The following is a 25533-nucleotide window of genomic DNA, read 5'->3' as shown; positions in this document are numbered from 1 at the left end:
GTTAACACGGTTCATGAGAAAAGCTTCTATTGAAAAGGGCTTAAAAAATAACTGTTTTCTTCCTACTATAGTGGAGAAAACCAGCTTCTCTTTTCACCCTTCGCAAAAGGGCTTCGCCCTGTATGGGGTTAGACTGTCCGCTCCGCACTATTCATCGGGGAAGCTCAAAACGATGTATTCACTGTAAGACTTGCTGGGTTTCGCTTCTCTTTCCCGATGACTAGTGCTCCGCTAGGTCGGGCTTCGCCAAGACGCTCTGTGTGAAAAGAGAAGCTGGTTTTTCATGCTGTTGTGATTATTCTTGTTTTTCCACTGAAGCCGTTTGCAGAAGAAGCACATTTTTTGTCCAGAACTATTTAAGGTCCTACCCAGATACTGGACAAAGAGGGCGGATTAAAAAGTGCAACCCATGAGACTCTGCGTAGCATCACACCGTTTTGCACTTTCCGCACTCTTTGCCCAGTAGCGGACAGTCCGCTCTTCCTCGCTGGACCTTAACGAGTTTGCAGACAAAAAATGTGCTTCTTCTGCCTGCCCACTAAAGTTATAAGGAATGCTTCAAATTAGAAAAATTGGCGCAGATAAAACCTTAGTTGCACTTATGCAGATAAGAATTTTTTATCTGTCAAAAAAAGAGGCGTTGCCCGTGGCATGCCTCTTTGATCGTACGATCCATTATGCATTTTTCTTTAGCCAAATTCGTTTCAACTGTTTAATGTAATACGGATAACGTTCATCTTGCGCATCTGTCTTCACCATTTCCTGTTCGCAGCCATCGCAGATGAACTGATTGCATATGGCGATTCCGATCGACCGTTCTTCGTTACAAATAATGCAGCAGTGGGAGTGTTTTTCCATCTAGGACACCTACCTTCGCCCATAGCTTACCACCCATTATATCCCATTATAATCCGATCCATTCCAAATGTTCGTATTTTGACCAGGCGTTACATAAATAAATCCTGAATCTTTCATCTCCTGCCATGGAAACGAAGCAACCAGGTCCAGAATGTTCACTTGGGCTAAAATGCCTTGTAACTTGTCGAGAGAAATTGTTTTGATCTCCTCATCATTTCTACAGATAATTAACAAATCGGCATCTTTTGCAGCATCCAGAGCGTCATCGCTTATCTCCCAATTACCAGGGCACATATTCTCAGATTGTAATCCCACTTGATAAAAAACAATCTCTGTTTGATCCGCTTGCCGACTTATTTCTTCGCTTAGCCAAGGAACTGCACCCCAAATAGCAATTTTCCTGATTTCTTTTTCAGTTTTCAATAACCGAAACCATTTCCGAAACCATTTTTTCTCTATTTCCTTGGTAGTCATGTCATACAACGCTGGAAAAAGCCACTCTTGCCCTATACGCAGATCCATACCTATTGCCTTAATAATTGTTTCTATTGGAATCTGTGCGCGCTCACAATGCTCTGCCAGTTCATAATAAAATCTTGATTTAAGGTTGAGAAATGCCTGTGAAGTAGATCGAATCAACTCTGCTGCTTCCCATGAACAGATGTATGAAATTACCCCTTTTTCAGCTAGAGATTGCCGTACCTTTCTCGTTATTTCATGTTCTGTTTCATTCCATTCATCACCACTATCGGAAGCTTTGATCCCTATTATTGCTTTCTTCTGCTCTTCCCAGACTGAAAGATGGATGACATCCTCATAAGCTCTATCAAAATCGAGGGCTGCATTCCACTTTGATTTATGTCCCATCAGCTTTTACATTCCTTCCTTTACTCCATTACGCTATATCTTTTCCTCAAAAATAAAAACCCATCACAAAGTGAATGGGATAGGCTATTCTTCCTGTTTTCATGAAATTCACTTGAAAAGGGTACAGATAATGGAGTTAGATAGAAGAAAAGAAAAGAAAAGTAAGATTGAGGGACATAGCATGATAAAAGATCAAACCATATATAGTTACAGACTGTTATATCGCTTTAAGTGGGGAGGTATCGGGTATCTCGTCCAGATCATATTGCTAATAGGGCTCATCGCCTTTCTATTTCATCAATTCAATCTTTCGCTGGTTGATTTAATCGCTTCTGTCGTAATCCTTGTAGTTCCTTTCTTTCATTTGGTGCTGTACCGTGTCCATGGATGGATTGTTCAAGCCCGTATCCGCATGTCTTGGAGCAGTTTTTTGTCATCATGGTGGGGAGCTTCCAGTATCACACCTGTATCGCTCTCTTTTTTCCGTCAGGCTGAGATGGTTACGTGCTTAGGTAGTCTACTCATCTCTCTTGGTTTATCAGCATGGCTTCCACTTTCTTATGCGGTCTGTTTAAGTGCAGCAACATTCGTCAGCCTGCTACCCAGATTAGTAAGTGTAGCTATCTCATTTCGTTATCCCCATAAAGCTCATGTCAAATATGAAAAGACAAGCATTGCTTTCCTGTTAACGGATGGATAAAGAAATAGGCAGTATTACGTCATACTAAAACATGAACAGCTTAATTCCTACTAGCGCAAGCAATCCAGGAATGCGTAAAAAACCTACGATACCAGCTGTAACAGGATTAATAGGCAAAGAAATCCCTGCCATCTCCGCAAAGAAATTACCGAAATAAAGTAGAATGGCTCCGATGACAAATTGCAAAGCAAGATTACCTATTAATCGTAATGGTTTAAAACCTGCATTGCTGAGAGAAACGGCTAACAAAACGAAAAGAATAAATCCGAATATCATCAACTCCATGGACATGTGGAAGTTCTCCCCTTACGCTTCCTTTTTTATTCTTCTCTTACGTACTTTGCCCAAGAGATAGGTGTATCTCTTTTCCGTTACTTGTAGATAAAAAATAGCATGATCCACTTCTTCTTTTCTTACTGAAAGGTCTGTGAATCTTTGTGCATTCTGCCAAGTGTGTAACGCTTGCTCCACATCTTTTAGCAACGTCTCTCCCTGTCCAATTTGGGAAGCTAGCTGGGGCTGTTTTTTCTTAAAAAAATTCACGGTATGCCTCCTTACTCTTTACATGAATAATTGATAAGAATTGGCGACACTAACCAGATTGTTGATACAGTGCAGGATAATGGGTGCCCATATCGACTGAAATCGATGCCTCATATATCCTAGTGCAAGCCCGATCGTCAGTAAAGGTAGGAAAAGAACCAGATCAACATGGATAATGGCAAACCAGATGCTTGTAAGAATAATTCCCCAAAAAGCTCCCCACACTCGGACAAGTCTAGTCTGAATCACACCTCGAAACATCATTTCCTCTGCAATTGGTACGAATACTCCCGTTATGAAAAAGGATAATACCACTGCTGTCATACTATGCTGTTTCGCTGACAAAATTTCATTGGTGATACCTTGCTCTCTCTCTGAGTCCAATGATAATTGGAGCAAGCCTGCTAGTGGTGCTATCACATAATTAAGAGCAACAAGAATAAACAGATATAATACCAAAGTCGTAGATATGACTCTCCATGCTTCAACTGGTTTTACAAAACCAATTGCTTGCCATCTTCCCCAATACCATATCAAGCAGAAGGTAAACATAAAGAGTTGCAAGGAAGCAGATTCAATAATTCCACCAACACTGCCAGCGGGGAATAACGGGTATGGAAGAATGTCTAGTCCAAAAATAAGTAGGTTAAAAATATTAAAAAGATGCATCCAGGCAATGGCATACAGGAGATCCTGTTTTGATACAGAGGTTTGCATATAAGGATAGAACCTTTTTTTACGCCAATCTAACCAAGAAGTAATGAAAAACACGAAGCCACCTAGAACAGAAATAAGAATATTTAACCAGATTAAAATCATCGAGATATATGTTACTTCTTGAAGCATAACGATCTTGTACATTCCATTCTCACTCACCATAATGCGAGTTGATGATAGCTCTGTGGCGATGAATAAAAAATACAAAAACGCTAATAAGCTTGCCCATTTATAAGACCTTAATTTAGACATCCAATTTACATGTATTTGCATTCTTTCACACCCCTACTACATGGATATGCCCTGTCCCACCAAAAAAGCACTAAGAAAAACTTCTATCGAAGTCCTTTCAAAGAAGCTAGTCCTTCTTTAGCGGATGTTTTTTATGCGTATCAGGTTATAACGTTTATACTTTCTGATACAGGTAAAAAGATCGTCTTTATCCAACTTTCGTGGAGCAAACCAGATTCTCTTTTCACCCTTCGCTAAGAGTCTTCGCCCCTCAAGGGGTTGAACTGTCCGCTCCGCACTATTCATCAGGGAGGCTCAAAACGATGTCTTTACTGTAAGTTGCTCTCGTTTCGCTTCTTTATCCTGATGAATAATGCTCCGCTGGGTCGGGCTTCGCCAAGACGCTCTGTGTGAAAAGAAGAATCTGGTTTTTTCATGCTTTTGGTTTTGATTCTGTCTTTCCTCTATAGCCGTTAGCAGAAGAAGCACATTTTTTGTCCAGTAGCGGACAGTCATAGCTCCCTTGCAGGACCTTAACGAGTTCACAGACAAAAAATGTGCATCTTCTGCATGCCCACTACAGTAGTAAAAATACTTTCCAACAGTCAAAAAAGGTGCATGATCTCTCATGCACCCTTCTCATCTATAATTCCCGACGTCCTTCTAACGCTTTGGTCAAGGTTACTTCATCTGCATATTCCAGATCTCCACCAACTGGCAGTCCGTGAGCAATACGAGTAACACGGATTCCGGTAGGCTTTACCAATCTGGAGATATACATGGCTGTTGCCTCTCCCTCAATATTAGGATTCGTAGCGAGAATTAATTCCTTTACCTGTTCATCTCCCAGTCGTTTTAACAAACCTGGAATGTGAATATCTTCCGGCCCAATTCCATCCATAGGAGATATCGCACCGTGCAGCACATGGTAATACCCGCTGAATTCACGTGTTCTTTCCATTGCTACCAAATCTTTTGGTTCTTGCACGACACAGATAATTGATCCGTCACGGCTCTTGTCACGACAGATCTGACAAGGATCAAGATCAGTTATATTGTTACAAACCGAGCAGTAATGTAATTGTCGTTTGGCATTTACGAGTGCTTTTGCCAAATCAAGTACATCGTCCTCTTTCATGCTTAATACATGAAACGCTAAACGACTAGCTGTCTTGGGTCCAATGCCCGGCAATTTCATAAATCCTTCAATTAACTTTGAAACGGGCTCTGGATAAAACAACTCGATCTACTCCTTTTATGGGAGGAGTTTACTCAGGAATTTAGAACAAACCTGGAATGTTCATTCCACCTGTAAAACGTCCCATTTCTTTTCCAACTAATTCATCTACATTTTTCAACGCATCGTTAGTAGCAGCAAGTACTAGGTCTTGCAGCATTTCGATATCCTCAGGATCAACTACTTCTTCTTTGATTGTGATATCGATAATTTGCTTATGTCCGTTCGCTTTCACTACGACAGCGCCACCACCTGCTGTACCTTCAACTACTTTTTCTTTCAAAGCCTCTTGAGCTTTTGCCATATCCTCTTGCATTTTCTTCACTTGTTTCATCATTTGTTGCATGTTTTTCATATTGATATCCTCCTTATAATCTTTTCAGATGGAATTATTCTTTTATTTCAACCAATCTTTCCCCTGCCACTCGGAATGCTTCTGCGAGAAAAGGGTCTTCTTCCTGTTCGGGTTGTTCACCTGATTCGGTGCGTTCACCTTTCACATTCTCCCATTCCTCTTCCGTAATCGAGAAAAGTTGTAACGGTCTTCCACAAACGGTTAGCAACGCCTTTTCCACGATGCTCCTGAGTTCTGGCTCCATTGTCTTTTCACAGTGAATCGCACCTTTAAAGGTTAAGATAACTGCTTCCTCACTAGCCAACACTGGTTGACCGCTCACCACCCAGGCATGGTACTTATAATGTACCTTTCTGATTTCACTCAGAACCTGGCTCCATGAACCACGTACTTTTTGGGTCAACGCATCCGATTCGTTACGAATGGCTTCCTTCACTCTGGTCATGGAGGTTTTGGAACCGCCGCCACTTACAGGAGTTGCACGACGAACTTCACGTTGCTTAGGCACTTCACCACTGGATGTTCCTTCTATCGTAATTTGACCATTCAGGATTTGCGCCAGCTTCTGTTCAAGCGCATGGACTCGATTCAAAAGAGCGCTGTTATCAAGCTCAGAAGCAGCATGATCCTGATTAGATACGGCAGTAGAGTTCGTCTCTCGTTCACTTATTTGTTGGGTAGAAAGATGACAGAGGCGTACCAATGTCATTTCGACCAGCACTCGTGAGTAGGTGGACCACTTCAATTGTGTCATGGCTTGATTCAGTTGTTCAATAATCTCATAAAGAGTAGACATGCTGTATAAGCCAGCTACCTCCGCAAATTGATCATCAATCAAAGTACGCTCCATAATCTCTTCCAGCTTTGGTGCTGTTTTGAAAAGAAGCATATCCCGGAAGTAGAACAACAGGTCTTGCAGGAAATGCTCAGGGTCTTTCCCCTCAGCCATTACGCGTTCCAGTTCTTCCATTACACCAGCCACGTTCTTGTCAGCAATCATTCTTCCTAGGGTCGAAAAATATGCCTGTGACACGGAGCCTGTGATGTTGAGGATATCAGAAGCAGTTACACTTGTTCCGCTGTAGCTAATCGCTTGATCTAACAAGCTAAGAGCGTCGCGCATACCACCCTCTGCTAGCTTAGCTACCAATTGAAGGGCTTGTTGCTCAGCCTCAATACCTTGCGCCTGACAAATCTGCTTCAGACGATTCACCATCTCAGTTAGTGCAATACGATGAAAGTCAAACCGCTGACACCTAGAAATAATGGTAGCAGGTAACTTATGTGGCTCTGTTGTTGCCAGAATAAACAAGACGTGAGCTGGAGGTTCTTCCAAGGTTTTTAACAGAGCGTTAAACGCTTCTGTCGTCAACATATGCACCTCGTCGATAATGTACACTTTATATGTTACTTCACTAGGCGCAAATTTGACCTTGTCTCGAATATCTCTTATTTCTTCTACCCCACGGTTAGAAGCAGCATCTATCTCTAAAATATCAGTGATCGATCCTTCTGTAATCGCTGTACATGCTACACACTCATTACATGGCTCGCCATCCTGGGAATTCGTGCAGTTGACCGCTTTTGCCATAATTTTGGCAGCACTGGTCTTCCCTGTACCCCTCGGTCCATTAAACAGGTAAGCGTGTGAAAGACGACCCTCGCGCAGGGCGTTCTGTAAGGTCGTTGTCACATGTGATTGTCCGACCACATCGCCAAACGTTTGTGGTCGATAGACCCGATATAGCGCTGTATAAGCCATCCTTTCTCACTCCCCACCTGTTTTTATACTGTATTACGAATACGAATGAATACGCTTCGAAGCGCTATTTCCAATATGTATAAAACACCAATAAAGGAAAACTTTGCGGCTTCCAAATATCCTTCCGTAGTAGTTAATCTTACTACGTGATCATCTCGACTATTATACTATAATCGCTCGCTTTTTACCAAAGCAGTTACTTGTTATCCATTTTACATCTTCCTTTCATTGTCATAATCATCTTTCTTTTGTTATGCTGTTCTCACTATTGTTATCACCTAAAATATGGAGGAAAATTATGTCTCCCTCAATCTCTCAGTATATTCGTCTATTCGTTTCTTTTACGTACCATCAAGCCATGTCTTGTCTGTTTCCTGTAGGTATATTTATCCTACTTGCCCTTTCACAGATCATTTCTATACCAGGGTTACCTCGCTATGATTTCCTCCTGATAGGCTGCTTGATAATCCAGGGGCTTATGATCTATTTTAGGCTGGAGTCCAGACAAGAGATTCTTGTCATCTGTGTGTTTCATCTTATTGGTCTCGCTCTTGAAATTTTTAAGGTACATATGGGTTCCTGGAGCTATCCTGAAGAGGCGTATACGATGATCGCTGGTGTTCCACTCTATAGTGGATTTATGTACGCAAGTGTAGCTAGTTATATTTGTCAGGCTTGGAGGAGACTTCATTTGTCTCTGACTAATTGGCCTCTTTCTTTTTTGACGATAACATTAGGAGCCAGTATCTACTTTAATTTCTTTTGGCACCATTTCTGGATTGATGTTCGTTGGTTCTTAATGGCAATTTTATTTATCATATTTTGGAAAACAAAAGTCTATTTCACGCTTCTTGATAAACGCTTTTACATGCCACTTACCCTCTCTTATTTCTTGATTGGATTTTTCATTTGGATTGCTGAGAATATTGCTACCTTATTAGGAGCCTGGCAGTATCCTAATCAGTCTAATGGATGGGAGCTTGTACACATTAGCAAGATCTCCTCCTGGTTTTTATTAATTATCGTCAGCTTTATTATTGTGGCACAGCTAAAACATGTAAAAGGGCATCTCTCCTCTTCAGCGGAGAAACACCCTACTTTTGTCCAAGATTAAATATGAGATAGAATGATATGAAATGTAGACCCGTATCCTTTGGAGGATACACGAATCTGGCCACCTATATCATGGATAATTTTTTGACATACGGATAAACCGAGTCCTGTTCCATCATCTTTTGTGGTAAAAAAGGGATCAAAGATTTTATCCATGATATAGCCAGGGATTCCAGGTCCATTATCTTGAATATTAATACAAATTTTATTATTTCCTTCATAATTGTACGTTATCGTAAGAGCTCCTTCATCCCCCATCGCTTCAATACCGTTTTTACAAATATTTAAAAATACCTGTTTTAATAGCTCAGTATCTCCAACAACGATGGGTAAATGAGTAGTTAACTGCTGGTTAACATCGATCCCATGCAGCAAAGCCTCACCTTTTACAATCGGCATGATTTCCTCAAACAGTGTATCTAGTTCTACTAATTGATACTGAGTTTCTCTAGGTTTACTAAGCAATAAAAATTCACTGACAAGTGAATTGATTCTATTAATCTCAGTGAGCATGATTTCCGTGTAGGTTCGCTCACGTTCCATTCCCTTTTCAATAAATGACTGTTGGAACATTTGCAGGAATCCTTTGATAGAAGTTAAAGGATTACGTATCTCGTGCGCAGTCCCAGCCGCAATTTGACCAATCATTGCAAGACGATCACTGCGTTCAATTTTTTGTTCGAATGAACGCATATTGGTCACATCTTTAAACATGACATAAGCACCAACTATTTTTCCTTGCTCATTAAGAAGCGTATTGGAGTCAACCAGCAAGTCATAGCGTTGCTTGCTATTCGTCCAAGACATCGCTCTGTTTTGAAACTTTATTCCTTCCAGTAGTTCTGGTTGAATTAATCGATGTTCTTCTGATATTCCGTCAAAAATCTCGTTAACATGATGATTTAGAATGTCTTGACTCTCCATACCTAAGATCTCACATGCCTTATCGCTAATATCTACTAGATTTGCTTGCAAGTCTAGGACGACAACTCCTAAATTGATTTGTGAGGTAAGCTGTTGTGCCATTCTTTGTGAGAGGGATAGCGCAGAGTCCTTGATTAAATCAAAGAAATGAATGAGGAAAACGGGGCCTGTTTCGGAATCATGCTGGCTAACCATGACATTGGTTTTTCTCCTATGACCCATTGTGTCCAGATAGAAAATTTCATCAGGAGTGTCTTGATTATTATTAGCTTGATCGTAAAGATCGGAGTAAAGTTGTTGAATCGTCCTGTAGGTGGGGATTACGAATTGAAAAGGTTGTCCAATCAATTTTTTATAGGTAAATCCAGTAACTTGTAAAAATACATCGTTTCCTTCCATAATCCTACCATCTTTATTGATAATACAAATGGCATGACGGATCTGCTTCAAGTATTGCTTCAGTCTCGAGAAAGTGAAGCAATATTGTTTTTGAATCATTTTCTCCAACCGACGCCACTCCCTTATCTATAGCTTTTCGCGTTCCTGATACCGCTTTATTTTGGACTGTTTATAGAATTCGTCGGTTTATTGTTTTTACCCTTCAAATATGGAAATATTTTACTCGCAAAATTTTCGCTAATCATCGTCATCGGACAACAAAAAACGCCACCAAATCAGTGACGTTTCTTAGCATATGTATAGATGCCGTGCACCTGCCATCGATGCACCTCATCCAAGCGTTACTCATGCAATTAGCTCAGACCAGGCTACCCTACGGCACACACAAGGTCCCACTTATGGCTGCTTCCTTCCGGACCTGACCAGGTTCATGGGTTCGCGTTGCATAGGACCAAATCCTCAACACCAGCTACATAAGGCAGGCCTCACATGAGAATGACCTCTGACAGGAATTCAATCCTGCTACTGCGGATTGCAGGTTACAGGGCACCGCAACCTCCCCATCTAGCACGGCAAAATTTATAACAAAATTATTGGTGAACCTTTTGCTCACTTAGCATACCATAGCGTAATTATGTTAAGCAAGTTATAAACAGCACCAGAAGAGGAAAAAGCAGGTATTACCGTTACTTCTTATATCTGTCATGCCGAATTCTTGATTTTCCCTTGCAGATAAGCCAATATTAAAAGAAAGTGTCAGAACTAAAGTGAGGCTAAGAGATGAAACGTGAACGATTAGACAAAGTACTTGCTAATATGGGCAAAGGTACTCGTAAAGAAGTAAAGCAACTTATTAAACAACGACTAGTTACAGTAGATGGTAAACTTGCTACTGACCCTGGCATGCATGTTATTCCTGAACAGCAAGTAATTGAAATAGATGGTAAACCTCTTCTATTTAAACGTTGGATTTACGTTATGCTTAATAAGCCAGATGGCGTTATTTCAGCAACTGAGGATTCTTTCCATGAAACTGTAGTGGATTTGCTTCCTGAAGAATGGGCCCATAAAGTACATCCAGTGGGAAGATTAGATATCGACACAGAAGGACTTTTATTACTTACCAACGATGGGCAGCTTTCCCACAGTTTACTTTCTCCAAAGAAAAAAGTGGACAAAGAATACTATGCTCGAATTGACGGTCGAGTTACAGAAGAGCATGTGGCTGCATTTTCTCAAGGTGTAACGCTTGATGATGAATATGTTACCTTACCTGCAAAATTAGAAATTCTGGAATCAGGCGATACATCTGAGATACATGTAACAATCATGGAAGGTAAATTTCATCAGGTAAAACGCATGTTTGCTGCATTTGGTTTACGCGTTATGTATTTAAAGCGACTGCGTATGGGCAGCTTGTTACTCGATGATTCCCTGGAGCTGGGCGACTATCGAGAACTGACGGAAGAAGAATTACTTGCTTTGCGTAATGGAAGCGACGCACCTGACGCATAGAATGAGAACGAAAAAAGAAGGAATCTACTCTGTAAAATGAAAGATATTGGAAGTCCACTACTACCAATAGCGATAAACAATTGAATACAATGTTACACATTTTATAATTGATGAGTAACGCAAAGTGTTAACCCCTCTTTGTGTTGCTCATCTTTTTTGGCTCTTTTCGTAAATTATGTTGAAGATAATCCAATTCTACACGAGATTAGGAAACAAGCAGACTTCAGACTTTTCCTTCCGAAAGATAACAAGTGGAAGGTTGAAGTTAAACAACCATACCCCCTTGACCTTAAAAATCCAATAACGTTGGTCACGTTGCATTACTTTGACAATAACGGAAATTATGTTGTGGGTATTGAACAACATAAAGCTGTGGGCTACAAGATTAGCAGGGAAGAAATCATCATTGATGTAAAAAATAACTCCACCCGAAAAAACGTTATAGAAGAATATTTCAAACCTAGCGAAAATGGTGAGCTGATTACATTTAATGGTATAAAAGCACGATTTGAAGCATGGGCTACTAAAGATAAAGGCGGGATATTACGATGGGTCAATAATGGTACTTATATTGAAATGGACAGTTCGAAGTTATCAAAAAATCAGATGATACGTTTTGCCGAATCTTTGAAATAGCAGACCTCCAAGATTTTATGTTGATTTTAATGTCTGAACCGTTTCATGCTAGTAGAGAATAAATAAACAAAAGAAATGGATAGAGATTCTTCAGATGTCCTCTGATAACTCTATCCATTTTCCTCTAAATTTTAATAAAAATCGTTAGCTTTCCTTCTTTTTTTTGCGTAACTGACGGAAAAAATTCTTCAGTAATTCCTTACATTCATCTTCTAATATGCCAGCAAACACGGGTACCTGATGATTAAATCTCGGTTCTTCACATAGATTCATCAACGTGCCTGTACAGCCCGCTTTTGGATCGATTGCTCCAAAATAGACACCCTCCACACGACTCTGAACGATTGCACCAGCACACATCGGACATGGTTCCAATGTAACGTATAAGGTACATCCGACTAAACGCCAACCCCCCAGGTTTTTGCTTGCCTCTCGAATTGCGATCATTTCCGCGTGCAGAGTAGGATCTTTTTGTGTTTCACGCAAATTATGACCCCTGCCTACAATTTCACCATTTCGAACAACGACGGCACCAATTGGAACCTCTCCTAGCTGTTCTGCTTTTTTTGCCTCTTCAATTGCCTGTTGCATATAGTAATCATGTTTTTCTTCATTCATCATGATAGGTCTTCACTACTTTCCGCCCAACTCTGTATCCTCTCAGTATAACGTTCCTCTTTCGACCTAGCAATTGGAGCTATCAGAGCTTATTTCCAAAGATTTCTCTAATGGAACAAAAAAAACACGCTATTTCACATAACGTGTCCATTGTCACCTTCTCGTTGCTTGACCAGAAGTTAATATATCTCGTAGCTTTGAGACGGCTCGCTTCTGAATTCGGCATACACTCATTTGGGATATCCCCAAAAAATTAGCAATAGCCCGTTGTGAGAGACCTTCTATGTATGCTGAATAAATTACTTTTTGCTCTTCTTCTTTTAAATATTGAATGGCTTCCTGTAAATCAAGTTGATTTTCTAGAACCCCATAGTCATCACCGGATATACTCACTAAATCACCAATAGTTGATCCGCCTTCATCCGTACTTAAAGGCGCATCAAGAGAGGTGAGTTGATAGTACTCACGACCCGCTAATACCTCGATAGCTTCTTCTACAGACATTTCCATTTTTTCTGCTATTTCATTGACATCCGGAGAACGTTCCAGTTTTATTGTTAATTCATCAATAACTTGTTGAATTCTGGCACCTTTTTCTTTAATACGCCGTGGTACTTGGACATACCATGATTTATCACGTAAATAATTTTTCATATGACCAATTAAACTTTTCATCGCATATGGTTCAAATGCAAAACCAAGCGTAGGATCAAACTGCTGCAAAGAACGTAGAAGTGACATTTGACCAATCTGATACAAATCTTCGTAAAAATCTCGACAGTTGCGGGAGATCTTTTTTGCTGCCATTTTTATCATGGATTCATATTTTATCAACAATTCCGTAGCTAATTCCTGGCAGTTAGTCTCCTGATATCTGCGAATTTTTTCGAGATCATCCACTGCTATACCGGGAGAGGATGCTAACGTTTGATTGTGCTGCATGCGTGTTCCCTCCTAAACTTCCACCAAGCCATTTGGTCAGAACTACCTCTGTACCATTCTCGTTTATTACTTCCACTTCATCCATGAGTGCTTGCATCATATAGATACCTAAACCGCCTGCTTTAAGCTCTGTTACCTCTTTTCCATGTAACGACTCAGCACGTTCTGCAGCTCTTTTGAAGTCAAAGCTTTCACCAAAGTCTTTAATTCTAATACTTAGGGCTTGTGGGCTTGTTTGAAAAACCACGTCAATATATGCATCATCATGTCCTTTATAAGCATGGACAATAACGTTATTGCAAGCTTCTGAAACTGCAACTTTCATATCTTCAATATCTTCAAAAGAATAACCCATTCGTGTAGCGATTCCATATAAAGATAGTCGAACTACATCGATATAGTCAGCATGAGCTGGAATTGTCATGCGCACAGGCTTATTATGAGCTATCATGCTGTTCCTCCTGTCTGTTCTACACGAGAATCTTCTTCATGTCTTAAAAACTCCGTAATACCAATCATATCGAATAGTCGTTGCGTTTTTGGCGAAATTTCTTCTACAAATAGCGTTGTACCTAGCTCATTACGCAGCTTTAATAAAGAGATAATGATTCCAATCCCTGTACTATCAATATATTTGAGATCTCGTAGATTTAAAGTTAACTTTTTATCTTGTTGTGCAGCTAGCGGCTCCATAACGGAACGGAAATAGGGAGACATTGATAAATCTAGTTGTCCTTGCAGGTATACAATTGTTCCTGTGTCAGTTTCCAGCTGTGTTACTTCAAACACATTAGTTGGATTCATTCTCATAATCACCTCTGCATTAAATACAATCTTTCTCTATTTAACCACACTTTTTTTACGTGAATCATGCTATTTAAGGATTTTAGGTCTCAGTCAGCATTGATAAAAAGAAGAAACCACCATTGATTTACAAACTGCCAATAATCCTGTAGATCCTAATGCGCCACAGAGGCAACCCAAAAGAGCAGTTCCGACTTGGGAACTGCTCTTTTTACATGTGAGATTACTGTATTCGATATTATGAATGGGTGAATTGTTCTTCCTCTGTAGATCCAGATAATGCAGTCGTAGAAGAGGTTCCCTCAGAAATAACTTGTGCTACTTCATCAAAGTATCCCGTTCCTACCTCACGCTGATGCCTTGTTGCTGTATATCCCTTATACTCACTGGCAAACTCTGCTTGTTGTAGTTCAGAGTAAGCAGCCATTCCTCTATCACGGTAGCCGTGTGCCAACTCAAACATTCCATAGTTCAACGCATGGAAGCCAGCAAGAGTAACGAACTGATACTTATAACCCATTTTGCCTAACTCACGTTGGAAATTGGCGATGGTTTCGTCATCCAATTTCTTTTTCCAATTAAAGGATGGGGAACAGTTATAAGCTAACAATTTACCTGGATATTTGGCATGAATGGCATCTGCAAAACGTTGTGCTTCTTCCAGATTAGGCTCAGAAGTCTCGCACCAAACCAAGTCAGCATACTCTGCGTAGGCAAGACCACGTGCAATCGCAGCTTCTAGCCCACCCTTCATTCGATAAAAACCTTCTGACGTCCGTTCGCCTGTGAGGAAGTCCTTATCCCGATCATCAACATCACTTGTGATCAGGAATGCACCATTTGCATCTGTTCTAGCCACAATCAGAGTTGGTACACCTAATACATCTGCGGCAAAACGAGCAGCAATCAGATTTTTTACTGCTGCTTGCGTTGGAATCAATACTTTTCCACCCATATGTCCACATTTTTTCTCAGAAGCTAGTTGATCTTCAAAGTGGACACCGGCTGCACCCGCTTCTATCATTGACTTCATTAGTTCAAAAACATTAAGAGGTCCTCCAAATCCAGCTTCTGCATCCGCTACAATAGGAGCAAACCAATACGTATCCTCATCACCCTCTGAATGAGCAATTTGGTCAGCACGTTGTAATGCCTGGTTAATCCGTTTTACAACCTGTGGCACACTGTTAGCCGGATACAAACTCTGATCGGGGTACATCTGTCCTGCCAAATTGGCATCGGCAGCTACCTGCCACCCGCTAAGGTAAATAGCCTTCAGACCTGCTTTTACTTGTTGAATAGCCTGATTACCTGTTAATGCACCAAGTGAATGAATATAGTCCTCTGTATGAAGCAGATTCCATAAGCGTTCTGCTCCTAATGTTGCCAGGGTATGATCGATCTGAACAGATCCTCTTAAACGTACTACATCTTCTGCCGTATAGGGACGGGTGATCGATGCCCATCTTTCCTCTTTCCAGCTTTGCTCCAATTGTTTTGCCTGGTCTTCTCTCTTCATCTTTTCTCCACTCCTTGTATTAGATATAGGAATAAGCAGGGATCGTTAAGAACGATTCGAACTCATCTTCCTGAACAACCTTGGTAAAGATCTCTATTGCTTCTTCATATTTTCCTGACTGATATTTCTCTTCACTCACTTCTTGTTGAATAATCTTTTTTTCCTCTTCTATCATCTGTTGGATCATTTCCCATGTAATTTTACGGCCATCCTCCAAGGCACCCTCTGGATGACGAATCCATTGCCAGATTTGGGCTCTGGAGATTTCAGCTGTAGCTGCATCCTCCATCAAATTATGGATGGGTACTGCTCCATATCCTCTTAGCCATGCTTCTAAATAGAGAATGGAAACTCGGATATTTGTCCGAACTCCTTCTTCCGTAATGGCCCCATGAGGCACTTCCAACAAATCAGCTGCCATTACATGTACATCGCTTCGTGTTCGGTGCAGCTGGTTAGGAGAAGGCATAATCTCATCAAAAACCTGCATAGCTGTTGGCACTAGTCCTGGATGGGCAACCCACGTACCATCATGACCATTCATCGCTTCACGTTCTTTATCTACTCTTATCTTTTGTAACGCCTGCTCGTTCGCCTCTGGATCATTTCGCACCGGAATTTGTGCAGCCATTCCCCCAATTGCATGTGCGCCCCGTTTATGGCAAGTCTGAACAGTTAACTGCGTATATGCCTTCATGAAAGGTACTGTCATTGTTACCTGTGAACGGTCGGGTAAAATGAACCCCTGATTATTTCTGAATTTTTTGATATATGAAAAGATGTAATCCCACCGGCCACAATTGAGTCCAGCGCTGTGTTCACGAAGTTCATATAGAATTTCGTGCATTTCAAAACTGGCTAAAATCGTTTCGATCAAAACCGTTGCTTTAATCGTACCCCGTTCAATTTCCAATCGTTCCTGAGAGTAAAGGAAGATATCATTCCATAATCTAGCTTCCAGATGGCTCTCCAATTTAGGTAAGTAAAAGTAAGGACCGCTGCCATTCTCCATAAGATTTTGAGCATTATGGAAAAAATAGAGTCCAAAGTCGACCAGGCTTCCAGACATCGGCTGTCCATCTATGAGAATATGCTTTTCAACCAAATGCCATCCTCGTGGCCGTACGATCAGAGTAGCTACTTTATCGTTTAACTGATATTTTTTTCCTTCAGGGCTTTCAAATGTAATCGTTCGAGCAACGGCATCCCGCATATGAATCTGACCCTCTATTGAGTTAGCCCAGGTTGGTGCATTTGCATCTTCAAAGTCTGCCATAAAGGCTTTCGCCCCAGAATTAAGTGCATTGATAACCATCTTTCTATCAGATGCTGGACCCGTTATTTCTACCCGTCTATCCATCAAATCGGCAGGTACAGGTCGAATCGTCCATTCCTTCTCTCTAATCTCCTTGGTCTCTTCCAGGAAGTGTGGCATAATTCCCCGATCGATCATTGCTTGTTTTTCAATCCGCTGCTGTAACAGTTGCAGTCTTCTTTGTTCAAAGTGGTGATGCAATTCTTGTAAAAATGTAATAGCCTCCATTGTTAAAATCTGTTGATATATCTGGGAAATCGGGGCTTTAATCTCTACCCCTACTGGTAAAATGTTTGTTTCAGGTGTTATTTTACTCAACTCATCACGACCTTTCTGTTATGATACATATTAAAAAATAATAATGTATTATAGTACAGTATTCCCTTAAAAAAACTTCATTCGACTTATGATCGATTGAAGAAAGGGAGATACATATTAACTGGGTTATTCAATAGCACCTGAGCCGCTACAGCTGTGACAACTTACATCGCCATTGCCATGACAGGAGAGGCAATGATCACCTTCAGCAGTAAAACCCTTTCCCATACATTCCTGACATTTCGTTTCGCCGTTTCCATTGCATTTATAACAATCCATTTCAATTCCTCCTCGATCTTTTTATACTGTATTATAACAATTGTTATTTGTTTGATTTATTGTATAACAGTAAATTACGATTTGACAACAAGTATTTGTAATATTTTGAAATAAAATTATTTTTCTCCATAAAAAAAACTGGCAGTCACTAAAATGACTACCAGCTTCACATTTTTATTTTTTAGATGTAATACGATCAATTCCACCCATGTATGGACGAAGCACTTCTGGAATTACTACTGAACCATCATCTTGTTGATAGTTCTCTAAAATCGCTGCCACCGTACGACCAATCGCTAATCCAGAACCGTTTAATGTATGAACGAACTCTGGTTTACTTTTTGCATCACGACGGAAACGAATGTTAGCACGACGAGCTTGGAAATCTTCAAAATTAGAGCAAGAAGAGATTTCACGATAAGTACTATAGCTAGCTAACCATACTTCTAGGTCATACTTTTTAGCTGCAGTGAATCCAAGATCTCCCGTACACATGCTCATGACGCGGTAAGGCAAGCCTAGTAATTGTAATACTGTTTCTGCATTGTTAACCAGTTTTTCCAACTCATCATAGGAATCTTCCGGTTTTACGAATTTCACAAGTTCAACTTTATTAAACTGATGCTGACGAATCAAACCGCGTGTATCGCGTCCGGCAGAACCTGCTTCGGAACGGAAACATGCGCTAAATGCTGTATAGTACAAAGGAAGTACACTTGCATCCAAGATTTCATCGCGATGCATGTTAGTAACAGGAACTTCTGCTGTAGGAATCAAGAAATAGTCAACGCCCTCTACTTTAAAAGCATCCTCTTCAAACTTAGGAAGCTGACCAGTTCCTGTCATACTTGTACGGTTAACCATATATGGTGGCAACACTTCCTCATATCCATGTTTATCGGAATGAAGATCCATCATAAAGCTAAACAGTGCACGTTCAAGACGCGCTCCAAGCCCTTTATAAAAAACAAAGCGGCTTCCTGTTACCTTGGACGCAGTCTCAAACTCTAGAATGCCTAGAGCATCTGCTACCTCCCAGTGAGGTTTCGGCTCAAAAGTAAACGTTGGAGCTTCTCCCCATGTACGATGTAAGACGTTATCATCTTCTGTTAGACCAACAGGGGTACTTTCATGCGGAAGGTTAGGCAGTCCCATCAGGATTGTGTTCAACTGTTCATCCAGTTGACGCAACTCTTCATCAAGAACTTTAATACGGTCATTAACCTCTTTCATCTCGGCGATCAGATGATCAGCATTTTCCTTGTTTCGCTTCAAGACTGCAACTTGCTCGGATACCGTATTTCTTTTATTTTTTAATGAATCGCCTTCCCGAATCAATTGGCGGCGCTTCTCATCAACTTCCACAAATTGGTCTAAAGTGGAGATATCCTCATTGCGATTCTCCAATCGGCGTCTTACATCCTCTAGATCTTGACGCAACAATTTAACATCTAACATGTTACAATCCCTCCAATACGGATATTTTTACAATAAAAAAAACACCCATCCCACTGCAAGGGACGAATGTGATTCCGCGTTGCCACCCTTATTGATAAATCGCTACCCATGGCGATCTATCCTCTTCATTCATCGTTGATAACGGTACGATACCGGGCAGGTTTTCTCCCTTGCCACTCTGAGATGGATTCATCTGTGCCACGTATCGATTCACACCAGCCATCGACTCTCTTAACCGTATTCACCAGATTACTACTTCTCATCCACGCATTCATTATGGGTGTTTCCTATTTTTATAATGTACTATAGGATGTTTCTAATTGCAAACAAAACAGTCATGACCGTTTTGTTTGACCGCACGCGGTCACATCCAATTTTATGATAAACGTCGAGACGTTTTTCACAGAAAAAGCACCCCTTATACGGATGCTTTTTGTTTGGTTTTATATTCTTTTACCATTTGCAAAAAATAATGGTGTAATCGGTCATCATCTGTCAGTTCTGGATGGAAAGAAGCAGCTAATAAATGGCCTTGTCTGGCTGCTACAATTCTATCCTCATGTTTAGCAAGGATTTCTCCTTTATCACTCACTTGCATGATATAAGGTGCTCGAATGAATACAGCTGGAAAATCAGTAGCAACTCCTGCGATGGGAATTTTCACTTCAAAACTTTCTTTTTGTCTGCCAAAAGCATTACGTTCCACTTTCATTTCCATTAAACCTAAATGAGTTTGTTCACTGCCTTCAATTTGTGTGGCAAGCAAAATAGCACCAGCGCAGGTACCAAAAACGGGTTTCTCCTCCATTGCAAATTGATAGATGGCTTCCATGAACCCATATTTATGCATCAATTTACTAATGGTCGTGCTCTCTCCCCCGGGAAGTATAATTCCATCCAATTCAACAAGCTGCTCCACTTTTTTAACCGCTACTGCTTTAGCGCCAGCGCTCTCCAACCTGCGGAGATGTTCCTCTACTGCTCCTTGTAAGGAAAGAACACCTATCGTCCATGTACTCATCTTACAAACCGCGCTCCTGCATCCGCTCTGCATGAGGCAGACTTGATATTTCAATACCAGTCATGGCAGAACCAAGACCTTTTGATACTTTAGCAATCAGTTCATAATCAGTAAAATGTGTTGTTGCTTCCACTATGGCACGAGCGAACTTTTCAGGATTTTCTGATTTAAAAATACCTGATCCAACAAAGACTCCATCCGCTCCCAATTGCATCATCAAGGCGGCATCTGATGGCGTTGCTACCCCACCTGCTGCAAAGTTAACTACCGGCAGCTTTCCGTTTTTATGGATAAATTCCATTAGTTCATATGGAGCTCCCAAGTTCTTTGCTTCTGCCATCAATTCATCATAAGACATACTTTGAACCTTACGCATTTGAGCTTGGATGGTACGCATATGGCGAACAGCTTCAACAATATTTCCCGTTCCTGGTTCACCCTTGGTACGAATCATGGAAGCACCCTCACCAATTCGACGCAATGCTTCTCCCAAATCACGTGCTCCACATACGAATGGAACTGTGAATTCTTTTTTATTTATATGATACATGTCATCCGCTGGAGTAAGGACTTCACTCTCATCGAGATAATCTACTCCCATTGATTCAAGGACTCTCGCTTCAACAATATGACCGATACGAGCTTTAGCCATTACAGGAATAGTTACAGCATTTAACACTTCTTCTACAATACCTAGGTCTGCCATACGTGCTACTCCACCTGCTGCTCTAATATCAGATGGGACACGCTCTAATGCCATAATCGCTACAGCCCCTGCTGCTTCTGCAATCTTCGCCTGTTCAGCATTCACAACGTCCATAATGACGCCGCCCTTTTGCATTTCTGCCATTCCTCGTTTAACACGTTCCGTTCCCACTTGTACCATCAAAAAAAGCCTCCCCTAGTCGCTCCATAAAATGAAAAACTGGATACTGTTTTTTTTATTGTAAACCACATTTAAAAAACAGACAACATATCCAGTACATTTTGTGAACTTAGGGGGGCTTTTCGTTTACATAAAGTAATTTCTAGCCGATGATGCTATGGAATAAATCGCTAATAAACTGACCGATACTTCTGAAGAACAAACGAATCCAGCTTCCTTCTTCTACATCTTCAGCCGCTACTAGATCGATTCCTTCTGCTTGTCCATCTTTTTTCAAAGCTCCATTGTTACCTTCTGTTTCAAAATAAACTTTACCAATAACGTCACCTTTCTTGATAGGTGCTGTTAGATCGTTATACACCACTTTAGGCGTTGCTTTTGTTTCTTCGCCTACTTTGGTAAGAATGTTTACTGTTTCTTTCGTTACAGCAGGTACTTCTAGTTCAACACCTTTTTTCACTGGTGCATTTTCAAATCCAGGAACAGGTACACCTTTTCCTAATGTTTCTTTTAGTTTAAAGGTACTAAACCCGTAGTTCATAAGCTTCTTCGTTTCTTCAAAGCGCTTTAACTTACTTCCCGCACCCATTACAACCGTAATGACACGCATACCATCACGCTGTGCTGTACCAGTAAAGCAGTATTGTGCTTCATCAGTAAAACCTGTTTTCAAACCATCAACACCTTGGTATTCACTAGGTAGCCCAGGTAGCATCCAGTTATTATTGGCTAATTTACTAGCATTAGGTTGACCTTCTCGGAATACATAACGAGATTTCTTGGAGATCTCCAATGATTCCGGGTAATCAGTGATAAGACGTTGAGCCAAAATAGCAGCATCTCTAGCAGACATAACCGTATCTTTACTTGTATCTGCTGCAGGCGCGTACTGACCTAATGAGGTGACTGGCAATCCGGATGAAGTAGCGAAATAGGTATTTGTCATTCCTAGTTCTTGCGCTTTCTTATTCATCATAGAGACGAAATTAGTCTCAGATCCGCCAACCCTCTCTGCTAGTAATGCTGTTGCATCATTTGCAGAAGCGATTGCCATTGCCTCATACAAATCTTTTACAGTGTGGGTTTCTCCCATATTCAGATATACACCAGAGGAATCAGACATTTTAGCAATGTAAAATGCAAATTCACTTACAGGTACTTGGTCGGTCCATTTGATTTTGTTATTTTTAACGGCTTCCATTACCAAATACTCTGTCATCATTTTTGTCATGCTCGCTGGTGGCAATGGTGTATCTGGATTAATACTATACAGAACCTTACCAGTGGAAGCCTCGATCATAAATGCAGAACTAACTTTCAGATCAAGATTAGCTGTTGTCTCAGCAGCCCACGTTTGACCTGCTCCCCCTACGATGGATAGTAAACCAATCATCGTAGCCAAAAACATTTTGCTTATTCTTGCTGCCCAATTTCGCAACATTTCTTGCATCACTCCCTTACTTTTACCAAGATCTCACTCTTTTTTTTGAAATGCACATTTCCTAGTCTAACACATAAAAAGCCAGTCGTTGAAGAGTTCTGCCAATTTGTTCGCAAGTTTTTCCTGTTAGATTAAACCAGTAACAAAAGGCTTAGTTTCTCTTTAAATAATCTAAGAAATGATACCTAATTTTTAGAGAGATTTGCTCATAAGAAAAATTTTCTACTCTGAAATGTCTAGTAGTATGTAAGCGGGTTGGTGCTCTCTATTGTTTATTTATACTGATAAGTGAAAAAGACCCTACTTTGAGGGTCTTTTTGAGGGCTTGTCTCTTGTCTATCTAATTACGATAGAGAATAGTTTGGTGATTCTTTTGTAATTTGAACATCATGCGGGTGGCTTTCACGAAGACCTGCACCGGAAATTTTTACAAAAGTAGATTTGTCTCGAAGATCAGAGATCGTTGCAGATCCACAGTAACCCATACCAGCACGTAAGCCACCAACTAGTTGATAAACAACGTCTGCTAAAGGTCCTTTATATGCTACGCGACCTTCAATACCTTCAGGAACAAGCTTTTTAGCATCATCCTGGAAGTAACGGTCTTTACTTCCCGCTTTCATTGCACCAATGGAGCCCATTCCACGATAAACTTTGAAACGGCGGCCTTGGTAAATTTCAAATTCACCCGGTGATTCATCAGTACCTGCGAACAAGCTTCCTAGCATGATAGCGGAAGCACCTGCTCCAATTGCTTTACTAATATCACCAGAGTATTTAATTCCACCGTCTGCGATGATAGGAACATTATATTGACGTGCTACTGTTGCACAATCATAGATAGCAGTAATTTGCGGTACTCCAATACCTGCTACTACACGTGTTGTACAAATAGAACCTGGACCAATACCTACTTTTACTACAGATGCGCCAGCTTCAATCAAATCCTTGGTAGCTTCACCTGTTGCTACGTTACCCGCAACAATCGTTAAGTCTGGATACAAGCTTCTTACTTTTTTAACTGTATCTAGTACCCCGAAAGAGTGACCATGTGCAGTATCAATAACTAATAAATCTACCCCTGCTTGTACTAATGCCTCAATACGTTCAAGTGTATCTCCTGTTACCCCAACAGCCGCTCCACATAAAAGACGTCCCTGCTCATCTTTTGCTGCTTGAGGATATTGAATTGCTTTTTCAATATCTTTAATGGTGATAAGACCCTTTAGGATAAAATTCTCATCAACAAGTGGCAGTTTTTCAATCTTATGCTTCTGCAAAATTAGTTCTGCTTGTTGTAGTGTAGTTCCTACAGGAGCAGTTACCAAATTCTCTTTTGTCATTACTTCTTTTACTAACATACTGAAGTCATGAACAAAGCGAAGATCACGATTTGTAAGGATACCGATCAGTTTATTTTCTTCATTGACGATAGGAACACCAGAAATACGATACTTACCCATTAGGGCATCTGCATCTGCTACAGTGTGGTTTTCAGAAAGTGAGAATGGATTCGTGATAACACCACTTTCAGAACGTTTAACACGATCTACCTCGCCTGCTTGCTGTTCAATCGTCATATTTTTGTGAACTACACCAATTCCACCTTGGCGTGCCATAGCAATAGCAAGTCCAGACTCTGTTACTGTATCCATACCTGCACTAATTAGAGGTATGTTTAGTTTCACTTTGCTGCTCAATTCTATGGATACATTAACGTCTTTCGGAAGGACAGTTGAATGAGCCGGAACTAAAAGAACATCATCAAATGTTAACCCTTCCTTAGCAAACTTGTTTTCCCACACGGTAAAAAGACCCCTTTCAGCCGAAAATGTTTTATCAAGTGTATCAAATGGCTCAATTTCATGTCAAGGAATGGTTATATTGTTCGCTCCTAATGGAGAATATATAAATGTTTCTTCAAATTTTTGATTGTTATTTGGATTTTTAGCGAATATTCAGAAATAAACGAGGTATTTCATGAGCACTGATGATATTTGGAGACAGCTTTCTTTTCTTGAGTCAGAACCCACAGCACGTCGTTACCTCTCCACGATTTACAAGGACGCTGGTGTCGATCATCCTGAGAAAACAGCATTTCAGCAAAGTAACCGTTTTTTATATACATGGCTACAAGGTAGGCAGTATTATCAACTAGCAGAACAAAGTAATTTGCTGGTCAAACCACTCTTACTTTTCTATGGGTGTGTTCATTTATTAAAAGCATATGCCATCTCAAAGGACCCCGCCTATCCACCAAACAGCAGAGTTTTGCAACATGGCGTAACTACACGAAAAATAAAAAAGAGCCCCTATCAATTTCTTGAGGATGATGTAAAACCTCAAAAAGAAGGCTTTTTCACTTATTTATGCTCTCTTTTACCCAATCTACTGGTAATGAATCGATTTCGCATGATTGATTTATTTACCACCTTACCTACTATGTATCAAACCTTACTTACCTTAGGAATCGAGAATTCCTGGGTACCAATTTCTTGTCATGGTACTCGGCCATACATATTATCGTTTCCTTTTGATACAAAAGGAGCATTAGCCTATTCCTCAGAAACATTTCTCCATTTTTTAAATAGGATCCAGCCTGCTAACCAAGAGCCATTTACATTATATATGGCATCTCCTGACTCAACGTCACTTACGGATTCTACGTTGATGGCTACTGGACGATCTCGAAACAAGTTAATCTGTTGTGCTAATAAAGAGTCTGTTTTAGCTCATCCTCTTCTTCATCAAGGTATGCATAACTCTCTTCTTTTTTGGAATCATACGGAATCAGTTCCTCTGCCCTCACATCTCATTCATTTTTTGATTCTGTATGTATGTAGTATGTTGTGCCGATATGATAGTGAGTGGTGGGGTGATATGATTATCTCCCATCAGTACATGGAAAAAATCCTACTAGATCAATATTGTCAGCTTCATGAAGTAACTTTTCCCATTGAAATAAGTAGGCTAATGAAAATACATATACATACCAAAAAAACTCCTTCAGCATTTAGCTGAGGGAGTCTCTATCGTTTATTCCCTGAAAACTGGATAATGAATCAGCATAATTGG

At 40.5% G+C, this 25533-nt stretch carries 25 protein-coding genes, 1 other RNA gene and 1 other annotated feature; of the genes, 5 read left to right on the top strand and 21 right to left on the bottom strand.

Going from position 1 to position 25533, the window contains the following annotated elements:
- Nucleotides 1-675 precede the first annotated feature (675 nt).
- Together LM917_RS17650 and LM917_RS17645 are read right to left on the bottom strand one after the other, a co-directional pair.
- Complete coding sequence (locus LM917_RS17650; RefSeq protein WP_232698984.1) at nt 676-858, bottom strand: sigma factor G inhibitor Gin; 183 nt, start codon at nt 856-858, stop codon at nt 676-678.
- A 36-nt stretch (nt 859-894) separates the two neighbouring features.
- On the bottom strand, nt 895-1725 hold the full coding sequence (locus LM917_RS17645) for a hypothetical protein (RefSeq protein WP_232698983.1): 831 nt from the start codon (nt 1723-1725) through the stop codon (nt 895-897).
- 130 nt (nt 1726-1855) lie between these two features.
- On the opposite strand from LM917_RS17645, the gene LM917_RS17640 reads away from it, so the two are divergent.
- Nucleotides 1856-2425: a hypothetical protein gene (locus LM917_RS17640; protein ID WP_232698981.1), complete on the top strand. Its 570-nt coding sequence runs from the start codon at nt 1856-1858 to the stop codon at nt 2423-2425.
- Nucleotides 2426-2449: 24 nt separating this feature from the next.
- Here the strand turns inward: LM917_RS17640 and LM917_RS17635 are convergent, their stop codons facing one another.
- From LM917_RS17635 to dnaX, 6 genes are all read right to left on the bottom strand, one after another.
- Nucleotides 2450-2716, bottom strand: a complete 267-nt coding sequence (locus tag LM917_RS17635; RefSeq protein WP_232698980.1) for a pro-sigmaK processing inhibitor BofA family protein — start codon at nt 2714-2716, stop codon at nt 2450-2452.
- 15 nt (nt 2717-2731) lie between these two features.
- Complete coding sequence (locus LM917_RS17630; protein ID WP_232698978.1) at nt 2732-2968, bottom strand: DUF2508 family protein; 237 nt, start codon at nt 2966-2968, stop codon at nt 2732-2734.
- Between the two features lie 18 nt (nt 2969-2986).
- On the bottom strand, nt 2987-3958 hold the full coding sequence (locus LM917_RS17625) for a CPBP family intramembrane glutamic endopeptidase (RefSeq protein ID WP_232698976.1): 972 nt from the start codon (nt 3956-3958) through the stop codon (nt 2987-2989).
- Nucleotides 3959-4559: 601 nt separating this feature from the next.
- Nucleotides 4560-5156: a recombination mediator RecR gene (gene recR / locus LM917_RS17620; protein ID WP_232698974.1), complete on the bottom strand. Its 597-nt coding sequence runs from the start codon at nt 5154-5156 to the stop codon at nt 4560-4562.
- Between the two features lie 40 nt (nt 5157-5196).
- Nucleotides 5197-5508, bottom strand: coding sequence for a YbaB/EbfC family nucleoid-associated protein (locus LM917_RS17615; protein WP_232698972.1), 312 nt, complete (start codon nt 5506-5508; stop codon nt 5197-5199).
- 34 nt (nt 5509-5542) lie between these two features.
- Nucleotides 5543-7270, bottom strand: a complete 1728-nt coding sequence (gene dnaX, locus LM917_RS17610; RefSeq protein ID WP_232698970.1) for a DNA polymerase III subunit gamma/tau — start codon at nt 7268-7270, stop codon at nt 5543-5545.
- Between the two features lie 298 nt (nt 7271-7568).
- Between dnaX and LM917_RS17605 the strand changes: the two genes are divergently transcribed.
- Nucleotides 7569-8384 (top strand): DUF817 domain-containing protein, encoded by an 816-nt coding sequence (locus LM917_RS17605; protein ID WP_232698969.1) that lies wholly within the window; start codon nt 7569-7571, stop codon nt 8382-8384.
- On the opposite strand, the gene LM917_RS17600 is transcribed toward LM917_RS17605, so the two are convergent.
- Together LM917_RS17600 and ffs are read right to left on the bottom strand one after the other, a co-directional pair.
- The gene (locus tag LM917_RS17600) at nt 8381-9805 is read right to left on the bottom strand and encodes a PAS domain-containing sensor histidine kinase (RefSeq protein ID WP_232698988.1); all 1425 of its coding nucleotides are present in this window, start codon (nt 9803-9805) and stop codon (nt 8381-8383) included. The two genes, LM917_RS17605 and LM917_RS17600, sit on opposite strands and share 4 nt — an antisense overlap.
- A gap of 207 nt (nt 9806-10012) precedes the next feature.
- Nucleotides 10013-10279, bottom strand: an RNA gene (gene ffs, locus LM917_RS17595) — signal recognition particle sRNA large type.
- A 207-nt stretch (nt 10280-10486) separates the two neighbouring features.
- On the opposite strand from ffs, the gene LM917_RS17590 reads away from it, so the two are divergent.
- Nucleotides 10487-11221 (top strand): pseudouridine synthase, encoded by a 735-nt coding sequence (locus tag LM917_RS17590; protein ID WP_232698968.1) that lies wholly within the window; start codon nt 10487-10489, stop codon nt 11219-11221.
- Nucleotides 11222-11569: 348 nt separating this feature from the next.
- Nucleotides 11570-11857, top strand: a complete 288-nt coding sequence (locus LM917_RS17585) for a DUF4367 domain-containing protein (protein ID WP_232698967.1) — start codon at nt 11570-11572, stop codon at nt 11855-11857.
- Nucleotides 11858-12001: 144 nt separating this feature from the next.
- Here LM917_RS17585 and tadA read toward each other — a convergent pair whose 3' ends face one another.
- From tadA to guaB, 11 genes are all read right to left on the bottom strand, one after another.
- Nucleotides 12002-12478, bottom strand: coding sequence for a tRNA adenosine(34) deaminase TadA (gene tadA, locus LM917_RS17580; RefSeq protein WP_232698965.1), 477 nt, complete (start codon nt 12476-12478; stop codon nt 12002-12004).
- A 150-nt stretch (nt 12479-12628) separates the two neighbouring features.
- Nucleotides 12629-13417 (bottom strand): sigma-70 family RNA polymerase sigma factor, encoded by a 789-nt coding sequence (locus tag LM917_RS17575; protein WP_232698963.1) that lies wholly within the window; start codon nt 13415-13417, stop codon nt 12629-12631.
- Nucleotides 13368-13868, bottom strand: coding sequence for an anti-sigma B factor RsbW (gene rsbW, locus LM917_RS17570; protein WP_232698962.1), 501 nt, complete (start codon nt 13866-13868; stop codon nt 13368-13370). The genes LM917_RS17575 and rsbW overlap by 50 nt, the downstream gene beginning before the upstream one ends.
- Entirely contained in the window at nt 13865-14221 is a 357-nt protein-coding gene (locus tag LM917_RS17565) for an STAS domain-containing protein (RefSeq protein ID WP_232698961.1), read from the bottom strand. The genes rsbW and LM917_RS17565 overlap by 4 nt, the downstream gene beginning before the upstream one ends.
- A gap of 238 nt (nt 14222-14459) precedes the next feature.
- On the bottom strand, nt 14460-15740 hold the full coding sequence (gene aceA / locus LM917_RS17560) for an isocitrate lyase (protein ID WP_232698960.1): 1281 nt from the start codon (nt 15738-15740) through the stop codon (nt 14460-14462).
- Between the two features lie 19 nt (nt 15741-15759).
- Nucleotides 15760-17283, bottom strand: coding sequence for a malate synthase A (gene aceB / locus LM917_RS17555; protein ID WP_232698986.1), 1524 nt, complete (start codon nt 17281-17283; stop codon nt 15760-15762).
- 543 nt (nt 17284-17826) lie between these two features.
- Nucleotides 17827-19110, bottom strand: coding sequence for a serine--tRNA ligase (gene serS / locus LM917_RS17550; protein WP_232698959.1), 1284 nt, complete (start codon nt 19108-19110; stop codon nt 17827-17829).
- Nucleotides 19111-19165: 55 nt separating this feature from the next.
- Nucleotides 19166-19385, bottom strand: a binding site (T-box leader).
- Nucleotides 19386-19528: 143 nt separating this feature from the next.
- Nucleotides 19529-20131, bottom strand: a complete 603-nt coding sequence (pdxT, locus tag LM917_RS17545; protein WP_232698958.1) for a pyridoxal 5'-phosphate synthase glutaminase subunit PdxT — start codon at nt 20129-20131, stop codon at nt 19529-19531.
- Nucleotide 20132: 1 nt separating this feature from the next.
- Entirely contained in the window at nt 20133-21017 is an 885-nt protein-coding gene (gene pdxS, locus LM917_RS17540) for a pyridoxal 5'-phosphate synthase lyase subunit PdxS (RefSeq protein WP_232698985.1), read from the bottom strand.
- Between the two features lie 142 nt (nt 21018-21159).
- The gene (locus tag LM917_RS17535; protein ID WP_232698957.1) at nt 21160-22458 is read right to left on the bottom strand and encodes a D-alanyl-D-alanine carboxypeptidase family protein; all 1299 of its coding nucleotides are present in this window, start codon (nt 22456-22458) and stop codon (nt 21160-21162) included.
- Between the two features lie 344 nt (nt 22459-22802).
- Entirely contained in the window at nt 22803-24263 is a 1461-nt protein-coding gene (guaB, locus tag LM917_RS17530) for an IMP dehydrogenase (protein WP_232698956.1), read from the bottom strand.
- Nucleotides 24264-24438: 175 nt separating this feature from the next.
- On the opposite strand from guaB, the gene LM917_RS17525 reads away from it, so the two are divergent.
- A complete protein-coding gene (locus tag LM917_RS17525; RefSeq protein WP_232698955.1) occupies nt 24439-25479 on the top strand; it encodes a YaaC family protein in 1041 nt (346 codons plus the stop codon).
- Nucleotides 25480-25533: the final 54 nt, after the last annotated feature.

It is taken from the genome of Brevibacillus daliensis, from assembly GCF_021245735.1.
Lineage (GTDB): Bacteria > Bacillota > Bacilli > Brevibacillales > Brevibacillaceae > Brevibacillus_B > Brevibacillus_B daliensis.
The sequence above is the reverse complement of the archived record's forward strand: the minus strand, read 5'-3'. Positions and strand labels throughout refer to the sequence as shown.